This is a genomic window from Dactylosporangium sp. NPDC006015 (assembly GCF_040614215.1).
Taxonomy (GTDB): domain Bacteria; phylum Actinomycetota; class Actinomycetes; order Mycobacteriales; family Micromonosporaceae; genus Dactylosporangium; species Dactylosporangium maewongense.
Genome location: NZ_JBEXUD010000096.1, coordinates 1 through 14,947, shown reverse-complemented (window position 1 = coordinate 14,947; position 14,947 = coordinate 1). Strand labels below are relative to the sequence as shown.

Here is a 14,947-nt window from a genome sequence, read left to right as displayed (position 1 = left end):
CTCGAGACATCGATGGGAGCTGGGCGGGCCGGACACTAGGTTCGGCCGTCGACGGCTGTCAACGCGCACGAGCCCCGCCGCGGCCTGCGCGGCGGTGTGCGGGCTGTAGGCCCCGGCGAGCCGTTCGCTCTGATCCGGTGTCCGCGGCTTCTCCACGGTGGCGGTGGCTTCAACAGGCATTGAGGACTCCTGCCAATATTCGATCTCGTCGTCGGACAGTGGGCGTGGCGGGTTCGGTCGCGCCGGGGCGCGCCGTCGCGGGTCCATCCGCGTCTGTTCGGGCCAGATCCCTCCGCCGTTCGGTGCGGCGGGCGGCTGATACCGCTGTGGTTGCGGCAGATCGTGGTGTTGCTCGTAGCGCGGGTCCAGGTCCGGCGCGGCGGGCGGCGGCGGCTGAAACCGGGGCGCCCGTGGCGCGTCGCGGCGCGGGTCGACGTCCGCCGGCGGCTGCGACCGTGGCGGCCGCGGCACGTCGTAGCGCTGGTCCATGTCCGCCGGCGGCTGCACCCGTGGCGCCTGCGGCACGTCGCGGCGCGGGTCCACGTCCGCCGGCGGCTGCACCCGTGGCGGCTCCGGCATCGGCGGCGGCTGGAACCGGGCCGCCTGCGGCACGTCGGGGCGCTGCTCGAAGCGCGGGTCCACGGTGACCTGCTGGACGCCGAGCTTCGCGATCGGCTGGCCGGCCGCCGGCCGGAACGGCCGCACCGACGGCGCGCCCGCAGGCGCCTCCGGGGCGGGGCCCTCGGCGAGCAGCCGGTTGAGCGCGTCGGCGGCCGTCGGCGGCCGCGGAGGGCCACCGGCCGGTGGCCGGGAAGGACCGCCGTCGGACGGCCGCGCCGCCGCACCCGCGGGTGGACGCGGCTGCCCGCCACCGCCCGCCGGCGCCGGCCCGGAGGCCGCCTGCGGCGGCCAGGCCCCACCGGCAGGCGGCTGGGGCGCACCTGAAGGCCCAGGAGGCACTGGAGGCCCGGGAGGCACTGGAGGCACTGGAGGTCCGGGCGGCCCGGGCGGCCCGGGAGGTCCTGGCACCGGCGGCCGCTGCGGCGGGGGGGCGGGCGCCGCGCCGGGGACAGGCGCGCCGGCGGGCGGCCGGGGCGTGGCGGCCCGCGCATCCGCGAGCGCGTCCGCGAACGTCGGATTCCTGCCCTGCGATTCGGCGGCATCCGCCAGCGCGGCCAGATCCTCGATACTCAGTGTGCGATTCGGCGTGTCGCCTTTGCGCGGTGCCCGGCCTGATGATTGAGTTGTCGCAACGGCATCGGGGACCTCCACCGTCAGCTCATATTTCTGAGTTCCGAAAAGGCCACCGACCCCGCCGGTGCGCACTTTTTCGGCAGAGACGATGACAGCATCCGGCCCGTGCTCCGCGCGGACCTGCGCGAGCAACTCTTCGAGGTCACGACCCTCAAGCAGCAACCGGGTAGGCACCATTCACCACCCCAATAGTCTCAATCCGCAGCGTACTCCCGGCGATCTCTGAGTAGGACAGAACCGGTAAACGCGGCAATGCCATCTGCACCAGTTTCCGCAGAGCGTTGCGCAGTTGCGGTGAGCAGACGAGGACGGGACTGACGCCCCGTTCCTCGCCGAGTTCGGTGATTCTGGTCAGGTCGGCGAGCATCGACTCGGCGCGTGCCGTGTCGATCAGCAGCTGCAGTCCGCTGTCGGTCGGGCGCAGCGATTCCAGCAGCTGCTGCTCCAGCCTCGGCTCGAGCGTGATCGCCGTGAGGGTGCCGTCGTGGGCGTACCGGGAGGCGATCGCCGGCCCGAGTGACGCCCGCGCCGCCTCGACCAACGAGTCGGGGTCGGTGGACTGCTTCGCCTGCAGCGACAGGGATTCGAAGATGCGCACCAGGTCGCGGATCGGCACGCCCTCGTCGAGCATGGTCTGCAGCACCCGCTGGACCTGCCCGAGGCTGAGCGCCGCCGGGGTCAGCTCCTCCACGACGACGGGGTGCGTGCGCTTGACGATCTCGGTGAGCGCGCGGACGTCCTCGCGCCCCAGCAGGCGGCTGGCGTGCAAGCGGACGATCTCCGCCAGGTGCGTGATGATGACGGACGCCCGGTCGACGACCGTCGCGCCGGTGAGGTCCGCCTGGTGGCGCAGCTCGGCCGGCACCCACTTGCCGGCCAGGCCGAAGACGGGCTCGACGCCGGCCCGGCCGGGCAGGAAGTCCAGGCCGTCGCCGATCGCCAGGACCGTCCCGGGCGGCGCCTGGCCGCGGCCGACCTCGACGCCGCTGATGCGCACCGCGTACGTCGACAGCGGCAGCTCCAGGTCGTCGCGGGTGCGCACCGGCGGCATGACGATGCCGAGCTCCAGGGCGACCTTGCGGCGCAGGGCCCGGACCCGTTCCAGGAGGTCGCCGCCGCTGGCGTCGACGAGGTCGACGAGGTCCGGCGCGAGGGCCAGCTCCAGCGGGTCGACCCGCATCTCCCCGATCAGCGTCTCCGTCGGGTCCGGCGGTGGCGGCTCGGCCTCGGCGGCGGCAGCGTCCTGCTGGTCGGCCTCGCTGACGGGTTTCGGCAGGCGCTGGGCGATGATCAGCACCGCCGCGCCGACGAGCAGGAAGGGCAGCTTCGGCAGCCCTGGGATGAGGCACAGCGCGAGCGCCGCGCCGCCGCCGATCTGCAGCGCCCGGCGGTTCTGGCTGAGCTGCTTGCTGACCGTGGCGCCCATGTCGCCGTCGTTGGCGGAGCGGGTCACGATGAGGCCGGTCGCCACGGACAGCAGCAGCGCCGGGATCTGCGAGACGAGGCCGTCGCCAACGGACAGCAGCGAGTAGGTCTGGATCGAGTCGGTCGCCGACAGCCCGCGCTGCAGCATGCCGATCGCGAAGCCGCCGATGAGGTTGACCAGCGTGATGATGATGGCGGCGATCGCGTCGCCCTTGACGAACTTCGACGCGCCGTCCATCGCGCCGTAGAAGCTCGCCTCGGAGGTGATCTCGGTGCGGCGTTTGCGGGCCGTGGCCTCGTCGATGAGGCCGGCGTTGAGGTCGGCGTCGATCGCCATCTGCTTGCCGGGCATCGCGTCGAGGGTGAAGCGGGCGCCGACCTCGGCGACGCGCTCCGCGCCCTTGGTGATGACGATGAACTGGACGATGAACAGGATCAGGAAGATGACGAGGCCGACGATGAGCGAGCCGCCGACGACGAAGTGGCCGAACGCCTCGATGACGTCACCGGCGAAGCCCTCGGTCAGCACCAGCCGCGTCGCGCTGATGTTGAGCGACAGGCGGAAGAGCGTCGCGATGAGCAGCAGCGAGGGGAACGACGAGAACTCCAGCGGCCGCTTCACGTACATGCTGACGAGCACGATCACGAGCGCCAGCGTGATGTTGGCGGCGATGAGCGTGTCCAGCAGCATGGCCGGCAGCGGCACGACCATCATGAGGATGATCAGCACGATGCCGATGGGCACGACGAACTGCGACAGGCGTTTGGGCACGCTCTCCCCGTCTTTCCGATGTGACGCGTTCACCTGATCGGTGCCGAACGGGTAGTTCTGAGGGTTTTCCTTTGGTTGCAGGGCCGGGTGCCGATCGTCAGGGGCGTGCAGCCCGCAACGACCTCCACTCCCGACTCGACCCAGCTCGTCCACATCGGACGCCAGCCGCTCTACGACTGGTCCGGGCATGTCGTCGGCTACGAGCTGCTGTTCCGTGGCGCCGCGGACGAGGTGGAGGCGTCCCGGCGCAGCGCGTACGCGACCAGCCAGGTCATCGTCAACGCGTTCACCGAGTTCGGCCTGGAGCAGCTCGTCGGCGGCCGCAAGTGCTTCATCAACCTGACCCGCGACTTCCTCGTCGGTGACCTGCCGCTGCCGTTCGACCCGGACCACGCGATCCTGGAGATCCTGGAGACCGTCGAGATCGACGACGCGGTGCTCGCCGGGACCGCGAGGCTGGTGCAGCAGGGGTACGAGATCGCCCTCGACGACTTCGTGTTCGGCCTCGGCCACGAGCGGCTGCTGGGCCTGGCCTCGTACGTGAAGCTGGACCTGCTCATCCGCGAGCCCGAGGAGCTCGCCGAGGTGGTGGCCCGCTGCCGCCGCTACCCGGGGATCAAGCTCGTCGCGGAACGGGTGGAGATCGAGGAGCACATCCTGCTGGCGCAGCGGCTCGGGTTCGACCTGCTGCAGGGGTACGCCGTGGGCCGCCCCCAGGTGCTGACGGCGGTCGCGCTGTCACCGTCGCGGCTGCGCCGCCTGGAGCTGCTCGGCGCGGTCACCGCGGAGGACGCCGACATCGCGAAGGTGTCGGCGATCGTGCAGAGCGACCCGGCGCTGTCCTACCGCGTGCTGCGGGCGACGAACTCGGCCGCGTCCGGGCTGCCGCGCAAGGTGGCGTCGGTCCGCGACGCGGTCGTGCTGCTCGGCTCGGCGAAGATCCGGCAGTGGGCGGCGCTGATGCTCGTCAGCGACGTGGCGGAGTCGGCGACCGAGGACCAGCTGTCCACGACGATGGCCCGGGCCCGGCTGTGCCAGACCGTCGCGGAGCGGCTCGGGCTGCAGGGCGACGCGGCGTTCACCGTCGGCCTGCTCGCCGGTGTCGCCGAGCTCATCTCGGAGCCGGTCGCGGAGCTGGTCACCCGGCTGCCGCTGACGGTCGAGGTGGCCGACGCGCTCGTCGACGGGCACGGCCGGCTCGGCCAGGTCCTGTCGATCGTGCGGGCGTACGAGGTCGCCGACGAGCACGCCCTCGCCGCCGCGCCGGTGTCGTCGGCGGACCTGGCGAAGGCGTACCTGGCGGCGGTCGGCTGGTCGATGCGCACCATCGAGGGCGCGCTGGGCCGGTAATGGCTGGTGAGAAGACCGAGCAGCCTACCGAGCAGAAGAAACGGCAGGCGCGGCGCGAGGGCACCCGGGCCCGCACGCCGGATCTCGGCGCGTGGGGTGGGGTGCTGCTGGCCAGCATGCTCCTGCCGATGACGGCCCGCAGCGTCATGGCACGGACCCAGGACCTGTTCTCCAAGAGCACGCAGGCGTTCACCGACCCGGAGCCGGCCAAGGCCCTGGAGCTGCTCAAGACCGGTATGACGGACATCGCGATCTGCGCCGCGCCGATCACCGTGTGCCTGTTCGTGTTCGCGATCGTCGGCACCGCCGCCCAGGGCGGCCTGCGCCCGGCGACGAAGCAGCTCAAGCCCGACTTCAAGAAGCTCAACCCGCTCAAGGGCCTGAAGCGCACGTTCGGCGGCCAGGCGGCGTGGGAGAGCGTCAAGTCCCTGGCGAAGGTGATCATCCTCGGCGTCGTCGTCTACAACACGATGCACACGCTGGTGCCGACGCTGCTGGGCGCGACCGCGATGCCGCTGCAGACGATCATCGGCCTGGTCGCCGACACGGTGCTGAAGGTCATCAGGATCGCCGCCGTCACCGGCCTCGTGCTCGCCTTCGCCGACTACTTCGTGGCCAAGCGCCGGGTCAACAAGCAGCTGATGATGTCGAAGGAGGAGATCAAGGAGGAGCACAAGAAGTCCGAGGGCGACCCGCACGTGAAGGGCCACATCCGGCAGCGGCAGCACGAGATGGCCCGCAGCCGGATGATGGCCGACGTGCCCAAGGCCGACGTCGTGGTGGTCAACCCGACGCACGTCTCGGTGGCGCTGCGGTACGACCCGACGAAGGGCGCGCCGCGGGTGGTGGCGAAGGGCCTGGGCGTGATCGCGCTGAAGATCCGCGAGGTCGCCACCGAGCACCGGGTGCCGATGGTCGAGGACGTGCCGCTCGCCCGGGCGCTGCACGGCGCGTGCGAGATCGGCGACGAGATCCCGGCGGAGTTCTTCGGCGCGGTCGCCCGGGTGCTCGCCTTCATCATGATGCTCAAGTCGAAGGGGTCCGCCGCCGGCGTGCACACGGTGCCGGAGCACCGTTAGCGTGCTGGCATGGACGACTTCGACGTCGTGGTGGTCGGTGCCGGTCCGGCGGGCGCGGCGGCGGCGCTCGCCGCGCGGCGGGCCGGCGCGAGCGTGCTGCTGCTGGACAAGGCCGGCTTCCCGCGCGACAAGCCGTGCGGTGACGGGGTCGCGCCGCACGCCCTCGACGTGCTCGCCGGGCTCGGCGTGACCGGCGTCGAGGACGGCTTCGCGCCGGTGCCGTCGCTGCGGCTCGTCGGGCCCGCCGGTGGGGCGGTCGCCCGCAGGCACGCGCGCCCCGCGTACACCATCCCCCGGCTGGTCCTCGACGAACGGATCGTGGACGGTGCGGTGGCGGCCGGGGCGGTGCTGCGCCGCCACACCGTGCGCCGCATCGAGGAGCGCCCGGACCGGGTGGTCGTCGACGGGATGGTCTCGGCGCGGGCGGTCATCGGCGCCGACGGCGCGTATTCGGCGGTGCGCAAGGCGCTCGGGCAGCCGCCGAACGGCCCCGGCCACCTGGCGCTCGCCATCCGCGGCTACGCGCCCTTCGCGGGGCAGCCCGCCGAGCAGCGGATCGTGACCGCGTCGCGGGAGTGGCCGGCCTACGCGTGGGCCTTCCCGATCGGGGACGGCACCGCCAACATCGGCTACGGGGAGGTGCTGCACGGCCGGCCGGTCTCCCGGGCGCACCTGCTGGACCGCCTCGCCGAGCTGCTGCCCGACGTGGACACGGCGGCGGCGACCGGGCTGCGGGCGCACCACCTGCCGCTGTCGACGCGCCGCCCGGCGCCGGCCCGGGGCCGGCTGCTGCTCGCGGGCGACGCGCTGTCGCTGATCAACCCCTTCACCGGCGAGGGCATCTTCTACGCGGTGCTGTCCGGCGCCCTGGCCGGTGCGGCGGCGTCCGGTGACGCGCCGGGGCAGCGGTACGCCGCGGCGCTGCGCGGCCGGCTCGGGCGGCACCTGCGGCACTCGCGGGCGGCGGCGCTGCTCGGCGGCCGGCAGTGGATCGTCAACGCCGCGGTGCGCGCCGCCGACCGGCGCCAGGCGGTCTTCGACGACCTGGTCGAGCTCGGCCTCGGCGACGGCACGCTGACCCCGCGCACGGTCGGCGCCATCGCCCGCCACGTGGTCACGCGCTGAGGTTCTCCGCCATCCGGGCCAGGGTGCGCACGGTGGTCAGGTAGTCCTCGTCGGGGACGCCCTCGGCGACCCGACGGCGGACCGCGGCCACGTCGGCGGCGATCGCCGCCCTCGCCCGCTCGCCGTCATCCGTGAGCGCGCCGTCCTGCCGCATCCACCCCCGCTGGACCAGGTCCTGCCGGCACTCCCCCTGCCCTTCCCACAACGGGTCCTCCGGTCCGAGGCCGTTGAGCAGCTGCCAGTGCCGGCGGCGCAGCCCCTGCCGGTCCAGCGCGGCCCCGAACGCGCCCTCGATCCGCTGGTCGAGCTCGCGCAGCCAATAGCCGATCGGCCTGTCCTCTGGTTTCATGGGTTCCACCTGTACATGCCTCCAGAATGTAGATAACAAAAATTATGCATCCTTCCCTTGCCGCCGTCGAGACCGCGATGGTGTCGATCCGACGCAGCCAGACCCGGCGCGCACTGGCCCGCAGCGGCCCGGCCAGCGGGGTGGACCCGGCGGTCTTCGACGTCGTCGACGCGGTCGAGGGGCTGCGCGACCGCGCGACGGTGACGGCGGTCGCCGCCGCGCTCGACGTGGCGCAGCCCCGCGCGAGCAAGCTCGTCGCCGCCGCCGTCGAGGCGGGCTGGGTGCGGCGCGAGGCCGACCAGGACGACGGCCGCCGGTCGCTGCTCGTGCGCACCCCGGCCGGGCTGGCACTGTGCGAGCGGGTGCACGCCGCGCGGCGGGCGAGGTTCGCCGCGGCGACCGCCGGTTGGACGCCCGCGGAGGTGGAGACGTTCGCCCAGCTCCTGACCCGCTTCGTCGCGGGCCTCACCGAAACGGCCGGACAACGGCACTGAGCGTCGATTCTTCAATGCTCCGGCGCACGGTAATCTTCGCGCCAGAGGTGATGTGGTTGACCGGCGCCGACGGCCAGGACGATGCGCTCATCGAGCCTGCGCTGTCCGATCTCGCGCACCGGTGGGTCGCCGCCGTCCGCCGGACCAGCTTCCTCGACGTGGGCGCCGAGACGCTCCGCGACCGCTTCGAGCAGTTGGTCACGCTGCTCGCCGGCGTGCTGCGCGCCGACCCGTTCGACCCCCGGCCCGCCGCCGGAGCCGGCGCGGCGCTCATCGATGTCGGGCTGTCCAGCCCCGAGGCGCTCCAGCACTCCATCGCCGTCCTCGCCTCGCTGCCCGCCGCCGCGGACGTCAAGCCCGACGACGACAGGATCGGCGCGGTCCTCGGCGCGGTCGCGGCCGGCTTCACCAGCGCCGGCCGGCAGCGGATCCTCGACGACCAGGAGCGCATCCGCCGCGCCTGGGCCAGGGCGCTCACCGACGCCGAGCACAGCCTGCAGCTGGAGCTGCACCACCAGGCGCACCACGACCCGCTGACCGGGCTGCCCAACCGGGTCCTGCTCTACCGGCACCTCACCGACACGCTCGGTGAGGCCGGCGGGCGCGACCGGATCGGCGTCTGCTTCCTGGACCTCGACGAGTTCAAGACCGTCAACGACACCCTCGGCCACGGCTCCGGCGACCGGCTCCTCGTCGCCCTGGCCGACCGGCTCCGGGCCTGCGTCAACGGCGCCGGCCACTTCGTGGCCCGGGTCGGCGGCGACGAGTTCGTGGTGGTCGTGCGCCACAGCACCGGCCCCGGCCAGCTGACCGAGCTGGCCGAGGCGATGCTGGCCGAGCTGAGCAAGCCCGTCCGCCTCGACAGCCACGAGCTGTCCGTGTCGGCCAGCATCGGCATCGTCGAGCAGCCCTGCCACGGCGCCGACCCCGACGAGCTGCTGCGCGCCGCGGACGCCACGCTCTACCTGGCGAAGGAGGAGGGCCGCGCCCGTTACGCGCTCTTCGACGCCAAGCGCAACGCGCAGCAGGTCCTGCGGTACGGGCTGACCGGCCGCCTCGCGGGTGCCCTGGACCGCGGCGAGTTCGAGCTGGTCTACCAGCCGCTCGTGGCCCTCGCCGACAACCGGCTGCGCGGTGCCGAGGCGCTGCTGCGCTGGCGCCACCCGGACCTCGGCACCGTCTCGCCCAACACGTTCATCCCCGTCGCCGAGCAGTCCGGCATGATCCATCCGCTGGGCCGCTGGGTCCTGCGCGAGTCGTGCCGCGTGGCCGCCGACTGGCAGCGCTCGCACCCCGACACGCCGCTGCTCATCAGCGTCAACGTCTCCCCGCGCCAGTGCACCGACCCCCGGCTGCTCGACGACGTGCGCCACGCCCTCGCCGACACGGGCCTCTCCCCGGCCAACCTGCAGCTGGAGCTGACCGAGACCGTCCTCATGCAGTCGACCGGCCAGCCCATCCAGACCCTGCGCACCATCGCCGACCTGGGCGTGCGCATCGTCATCGACGACTTCGGCATCGGCTACTCCAACCTCGCCTACCTGCGCCACCTCCCGGTCCACGGCCTGAAGCTCGCCGGCGCCTTCATGGCCGGCATCCGCTCCCTGGCCAGCGACCACGTCGACGAGCAGATCGTGGAGACGGTCATCCGCCTGGCGCACACCCTGCAGATGACCGTCACCGCCGAAGGCATCGAGACGGCCGACCAGGCCGGCCGCCTCGCGTCGCTGGGCTGCGACCTCGGCCAGGGCTGGCACTTCGGCCGCCCCGTGACCGCCGGCGAGATCCCCTCCCGCTGAGGCCTACTTCAGGACCTCGCGCAGGCGGGGCGCGAAGGTGGCCGGGTCCTCCACGAAGGCGATGTGCCCGCCCTGGAACACGGCGCGGTCCGTGCCCAGCTCCGTGGCCAGGGCGGCCGACGTCCGGTCACAGATCTGACCGGTGGAGTCCTCCCCGACGGCGACGACGATCCGTACACCGGACGAACGCAGCGCGGCGAGATCCGGCTGGAACAGGGTGGTGCCGCGCATCTCGTGCAGGAACCAGAACCGCTCGTCGGCCTCCTGTTGGGCGTCCGGCGGGGGCGGCGCGGCCGAGGGGTCCATCGGGATGTTGGCGTTGACCAGGAACTTCATCCAGGCGCCGGGCACGTCGCCGGACGCGTAGGTGGCGATGATGTCCTCGATCGCCACCCGCTGCCCGGCGGCGTCGGGCAGGAGCTCCGTCACCGGCGGCTCGTGAGCGACGAGCGTGTGCATCACACTGGGATGCGACTGCGCCAGCGCCAGCCCGGTGACGGCGCCGCCGCTCGTGCCGAAGACGGCGGCGGGACCGGCGTCCAGGTGGGCGATCAGCGCGGCCAGGTCGGCCGCGCGCAGCTGCGGGGTCGAGTCCGCGTCCGGGTCGTCGGGGACGCTGCCGCCGACGCCTCGAGGGTCGGTCGTGAGGACGGTATGGTCGGCGGCGAGCAGGTCGGCCAGCGGCGCGAGGAACCTGGTGCCCATAGGGGCGCCGGCGAGCACCAGCAGCGGACCCCGGCCGCGCACCTCGTAGTACAGGGTGGCGTCGGGCACGCGCAGCGTGTGGTTCATGAACTCCTCCAGACAAGGGCGGTGGAAAATGTCAGTCGGAACATCGGTCGACAGTGAGACCGGCGCCGGGGCGCAGAATCGTCGCGATCCCGCCGACGAGTTCACGAGACTGGTCGAGCCACTGCGGGCGCAGCTGCACGCGCACTGCTACCGGATGCTGGGCTCGGTCCACGACGCCGACGATGCGCTGCAGGACGCGCTGCTGCGGGCGTGGCGCGGGATCGGCGCGGTCAAGGAGCAGGGGTCGCTGCGGGCGTGGCTCTACACCGTCGCCACCCGCACCTGCCTGGACCTCGCCGCGGCCCGGGGGCGGCGGGCGCTGCCGATGGACCTGGGGCCGGCCAGCGAACGCGTCGAGCTCGCGCCCGCCCCGCTGACCGAGGTGGCGTGGCTGGAGCCCTACCCGGAGGCCGTCTATGAGCGGCGCGAGACCGTCGAGCTGGCGTTCGTCGCGGCCCTGCAGCACCTGCCGGGCAACCAGCGGGCGGCGTTGCTGCTCTTCGACGTGCTGGGCTTCTCCGCCGCCGAGATCGCCGCGATGATGCGGACCACGCCCACGTCGGTGAACTCGGCGCTGGCCCGGGCTCGCCGGCTCGTCGCGGAGCGCGTGCCGGCGCCGACCCAGCAGCGGACCCTGCGCGACGTCGGCGACGCGCGGGTCCGGGAGCTCGTCACCCGCTACGCGACGGCGATGGAGCGCGGCGACACGGCCGGCCTCGTCGCACTGGTGACGCAGGACGTGACCTGGTCGATGCCGCCGCTGCCGCACTGGTACCGCGGGAAGGCCGCGATCGAGTTCGCCGCCGAGCTGCCGCTGAAGCGCTGCGGCTCATGGCGGCACCTGCCGGCGACGGCGAACGCCCAGCCCGCCGTCGCCTGCTACCTGCGCGACGGCGGCACGGGCCCGCACCGTGCCTGGTCGGTCAGCGTGCTGACCCTGCGCGGCGAGCGGATCAGCGCGATCACGTCGTTCATCGGCGAGGAGCACTTCGACCGCCTCGGGCTGCCGTTGACGCAGTGACCGTCACGCGCTGCTGCGGCGCAGGCGGATCCAGCGGTACCCGTAGCCGGCCAGCCGCAGCGCGGTGAAGTCGCCGGCCAGGTCGTACTCCCGGTCGGCGAAGACGTCGTTGGGCAGGTGCGTCTCCTTGGCGAGGTCGCCGAGGTCGACGACGGCGTCCTCGGTGCCCAGGTTGTGCAGGAACAGCACCGAGCCGGTCGGCCCGTCGGCCCGGTGGGCGAGGACCCCCGGCGGCAGCTGCCGGTCGACGCACGTACACACGCCGCCGCCGACCTCCGGAATCTCCCGGAGGGTGCGGATCATCCGCTCGAACCACGCCAGCAGCGACCGGTCGTCGTGCCGCTGGGCGGTGACGTTGACCTTCTCGTAGCCCCACTCGCCCTTGCTGATGACCGGGCGGATGGGCTCGGCGTCGCTGAACCCTCCGTTCTTCGCGAACGACCACTGCATGGGGGTGCGGATGGCGTACCGGCCGGTCTGGGTCAGGTCCTCCCCCATGCCGATCTCCTCGCCGTACCGCAGCACCGGGGTGCCCCGCAGCGTGAACTGCAGCGAGTAGGCCAGCTCCAGGCGGCTCCGGTCGTTGCCGAGCATGGGCGCGAGACGGCGGCGGATGCCCCGGTCGTACAGCCGCATGTCCTCATCGGGGCCGAACTGCGCGAACACGTCCTCGCGCTGCTCGGCGGTGAGCCGGGACAGGTCGATCTCGTCGTGGTTGCGCAGGAACGTCGCCCACTGCCCGCCCGGCGGCAGCTTCGGCGTGGTCCGCAGCCACTCGATGACCGGCTCCGGGTGCTGCCGGGCCAGCGCGAGGACGAGGCGGCCGTTGAGCATGAAGTCGAACAGCATGTGGATGCGGTTGCCCGACCCGCCGGAGTCGCCGAAGTACTCCGGCAGCTTCTCCGGCTCCACGTTCGCCTCGGCGAGCAGCACCGCGTCGCCGCGCCGCCACTGGATGTGCTGCCGCAGCTCGCTGAGGTAGTCGAAGTCCATCGGGCTTTCGGGGACCCCGGGCTCCGTCAGCTCGATGATGAACGGCACCGCGTCCATGCGGAACCCCGCGACGCCGAGCTGGATCCAGAAGGCCAGGATCTTCTTCACCTCGGCCCGCACCAGCGGGTTGGCGAAGTTGAGGTCCGGCTGGAAGTCGTAGAAGCGGTGGTAGTACCAGGCGCGGGCCTTGCGGTGGTACGTCCACGTCTCCTTCTGCTCGCCGGGGAACACCATCCCCTGGTAGCGGTCGGACGGCTCGGTGTCGGCCCACACGAACCAGTCGCGGTACGGCGAGTCCTTCGACGCGACCGCCGACTGGAACCACGGGTGCTCGTCCGACGTGTGATTCACCACCAGATCGATGATGACCTTGATCCCGCGGTTCGCCGCCTCGTGCAGCAATTCGGCGAAGTCGCCCAGCGTGCCGAGCCGGGGATCGACGTTGTAGAAGTCCGTGGCGTCGTACCCGTCGTCCTTGCCGGGTGTCGGATGGATCGGATGCAGCCACAGGCAATTGATCCCGAGCCTGGTCAGGTAGTCGAGGCGACTGATGAGACCTTGAAAGTCGCCGATGCCATCGCCGTTGGAGTCCTGGAACGTCTCGACGTCCAGGCAATAGATGACACTCTCGGTGTACCAGCGCTCGCCCATGTGGTCCGGGGTTACCGAATCGGGCTTCACGCAAACGCGCGCTTGCGTGCCCCCGTCCCGACCGCGAGGATGGCTCCCGGGGGGCTGATGGTCGACTTCGCCGGCGCGCTACGTGACGCCATCCAGGCACGGGGCCTGGGACTGGAACGCATCCAGGAGCGGCTTCGCGCCGAGGGATATTCAGTGAGTCTCGCCACGTTGAGTTACTGGCAGACCGGACGCAGCCGTCCCGAGCGGCGTGAGTCCCTGGCCGCCCTCGCCGAGCTCGAGAAGATCCTGGAGGTCGAGCCTGGGTCCCTGGCCGCCCTCGTGGGGCCGCCGCGCCCGCGCGGCCGGCACCTACACAAGAGCCAGGAGGCACCCGGCCTGGGTGCGTTCTGGTCCGAGCAGGACCTCATCACCGACCTGGCGCAGGGTGTCGACACCCGCTGGGACGAGCGGCTGACCCGGCTCAGTCAGCACGACCGGGTCAACGTCGGGCCGGAGCGCGAGGAGGTCTCGTTCCTCGTCCGGCAGGTGTTACGGGCCGAGGCCGACGGTCCCGACCGGTATGTCGTGATCGTGCGCCTCGACGAGCTGGAGCACCCGCTCCCGCTGATCACCGCGGTCCGCAACTGCCGCCTGGGCCGGGTGGTCGAGCACGTGGAAAGCGCGTTTCTCCTGGCGGAGCTGCTCTTCGACCGCCCGCTCGCCAAGGGAGAGACGGTCATCACCGAACATGCGCTACATAATTATCCGCCGTTTCCGACCGCGACCAATTATGAGCGCAAGTTTCGGCTTCCAGTGCGTGAATACGTGCTCGAGGTGTGTTTCGACCCGGCAGCGCTGCCGCGGGCCGTCTATCAGTTCCAGCAGATGGACGGCCAGACCGAACAGGTGACCCCTAACGAGGTCGATGTGGGCAATTCAGTCCACGCGATCGCACTGGACTACGGCCCGGGTCGTTACGGGTTCCGATGGGACTGGGACTGAAGTTCCTGCTGCTCAGATCGTCTTGGGCAGCTGGGAACAACGGGGCGCCGGTGTGACCAGCGCCCCGCCTCTGTTCCCGGACATTACCGGCGTCACCATCTGAACGGCTGGGATGTCGCCGCGACGGTAAGGGTGGAACGCATGTGCCGCCTCCACAAGGAAGTCGTTTTCCTTGCCAACGACGTTAATGGCGGCCCACGATCGACCGGAAGATCTGTCCCCCGCTTAACAGTTAACCCTCGACCCCGCCGCGCCGTTAACAGTTAAGTATTGGAAATAGACCGTTCACGAAGCGACCAAGCCCTCCGCCACCCCACCCGCCCGCAGCTCAGATCCCCAACGGCCCGGCGGCCCCTGCCACCCCGGTTATGTCGACTCGCTCCGCTTCCCGACATAACCGAAATTTCGGTTATGTCCGCGCCGCGGACATAACCGGGAAGGCAGTCGGCGAGGCTGACGCGATCCCGGCCGCAGCACCACACCACCCCGCGCTGCCTGGACACCCCCGACCAGCCGGCGATCCCGCGGCTGCGACGCACACCGGACCGGCTGATCCAAGGACGGATCTGGCGGTGTGGGTGGCCAGGGCCGTCCTTCGATCAAGTGCTCGGGACCGGCAACGACGGTGCTGCTGAGATGTGCGCCGGACCAGTTGATCCAAGGACGGATCCGGCCGCGCGGTGGCCGCGACCGCACTTGATCGAGCGCCCAAGACCGACGGCGACGCTGCGATGAGCGCCCGACCGCATGATCCAAAGACGGATCTGGTCGTACGGGGCGGTTTCAAGATGTGGTTGCAACACCGCTGGTGAGGAGTTCTTCGAGTTTCTCTGCCGGGGTTCGCCAGCCGAGTGTTTCACGGGGTCGTCGG

The 14,947-nt window shown here is 71.7% G+C and carries 11 protein-coding genes and 1 pseudogene; 7 read left to right on the top strand and 5 right to left on the bottom strand.

Going from position 1 to position 14,947, the window contains the following annotated elements:
- Both ABZ321_RS57735 and flhA read right to left on the bottom strand, forming a co-directional pair.
- Nucleotides 1-705, bottom strand: a pseudogene (locus ABZ321_RS57735) (hypothetical protein); the annotation flags it as partial.
- A 700-nt stretch (nt 706-1,405) separates the two neighbouring features.
- Nucleotides 1,406-3,451: a flagellar biosynthesis protein FlhA gene (gene flhA, locus ABZ321_RS57730; protein WP_354905523.1), complete on the bottom strand. Its 2,046-nt coding sequence runs from the start codon at nt 3,449-3,451 to the stop codon at nt 1,406-1,408.
- A gap of 105 nt (nt 3,452-3,556) precedes the next feature.
- On the opposite strand from flhA, the gene ABZ321_RS57725 reads away from it, so the two are divergent.
- From ABZ321_RS57725 to ABZ321_RS57715, 3 genes are read left to right on the top strand one after another with little or no spacing between them, the layout of a single operon-like run.
- Nucleotides 3,557-4,801, top strand: a complete 1,245-nt coding sequence (locus ABZ321_RS57725) for an HDOD domain-containing protein (RefSeq protein WP_354905521.1) — start codon at nt 3,557-3,559, stop codon at nt 4,799-4,801.
- Nucleotides 4,801-5,880 carry an EscU/YscU/HrcU family type III secretion system export apparatus switch protein gene (locus ABZ321_RS57720; RefSeq protein WP_354905518.1) on the top strand — a complete coding sequence of 360 codons (1,080 nt, stop codon included), beginning with the start codon at nt 4,801-4,803 and terminating at the stop codon, nt 5,878-5,880. The genes ABZ321_RS57725 and ABZ321_RS57720 overlap by 1 nt, the downstream gene beginning before the upstream one ends.
- A gap of 9 nt (nt 5,881-5,889) precedes the next feature.
- Complete coding sequence (locus ABZ321_RS57715; protein WP_344515634.1) at nt 5,890-7,005, top strand: geranylgeranyl reductase family protein; 1,116 nt, start codon at nt 5,890-5,892, stop codon at nt 7,003-7,005.
- On the opposite strand, the gene ABZ321_RS57710 is transcribed toward ABZ321_RS57715, so the two are convergent.
- Nucleotides 6,995-7,354 (bottom strand): hypothetical protein, encoded by a 360-nt coding sequence (locus tag ABZ321_RS57710; protein WP_354905515.1) that lies wholly within the window; start codon nt 7,352-7,354, stop codon nt 6,995-6,997. The genes ABZ321_RS57715 and ABZ321_RS57710 overlap by 11 nt on opposite strands.
- A 44-nt stretch (nt 7,355-7,398) precedes the next feature.
- Between ABZ321_RS57710 and ABZ321_RS57705 the strand changes: the two genes are divergently transcribed.
- Together ABZ321_RS57705 and ABZ321_RS57700 are read left to right on the top strand one after the other, a co-directional pair.
- Nucleotides 7,399-7,848 (top strand): MarR family winged helix-turn-helix transcriptional regulator, encoded by a 450-nt coding sequence (locus ABZ321_RS57705; RefSeq protein WP_344515630.1) that lies wholly within the window; start codon nt 7,399-7,401, stop codon nt 7,846-7,848.
- Nucleotides 7,849-7,904: 56 nt separating this feature from the next.
- The gene (locus ABZ321_RS57700; protein ID WP_354905512.1) at nt 7,905-9,647 is read left to right on the top strand and encodes a bifunctional diguanylate cyclase/phosphodiesterase; all 1,743 of its coding nucleotides are present in this window, start codon (nt 7,905-7,907) and stop codon (nt 9,645-9,647) included.
- A gap of 3 nt (nt 9,648-9,650) precedes the next feature.
- On the opposite strand, the gene ABZ321_RS57695 is transcribed toward ABZ321_RS57700, so the two are convergent.
- Complete coding sequence (locus tag ABZ321_RS57695; protein WP_354905509.1) at nt 9,651-10,439, bottom strand: alpha/beta hydrolase; 789 nt, start codon at nt 10,437-10,439, stop codon at nt 9,651-9,653.
- A 28-nt stretch (nt 10,440-10,467) separates the two neighbouring features.
- Here ABZ321_RS57695 and ABZ321_RS57690 point away from each other — a divergent pair, with 28 nt between their 5' ends.
- Nucleotides 10,468-11,460: a sigma-70 family RNA polymerase sigma factor gene (locus ABZ321_RS57690; RefSeq protein ID WP_344515625.1), complete on the top strand. Its 993-nt coding sequence runs from the start codon at nt 10,468-10,470 to the stop codon at nt 11,458-11,460.
- Between the two features lie 3 nt (nt 11,461-11,463).
- Here the strand turns inward: ABZ321_RS57690 and ABZ321_RS57685 are convergent, their stop codons facing one another.
- On the bottom strand, nt 11,464-13,104 hold the full coding sequence (locus tag ABZ321_RS57685) for an alpha-amylase family protein (protein WP_344515623.1): 1,641 nt from the start codon (nt 13,102-13,104) through the stop codon (nt 11,464-11,466).
- An 87-nt stretch (nt 13,105-13,191) separates the two neighbouring features.
- On the opposite strand from ABZ321_RS57685, the gene ABZ321_RS57680 reads away from it, so the two are divergent.
- Nucleotides 13,192-14,076, top strand: coding sequence for a hypothetical protein (locus ABZ321_RS57680; RefSeq protein ID WP_354905506.1), 885 nt, complete (start codon nt 13,192-13,194; stop codon nt 14,074-14,076).
- Nucleotides 14,077-14,947: the final 871 nt, after the last annotated feature.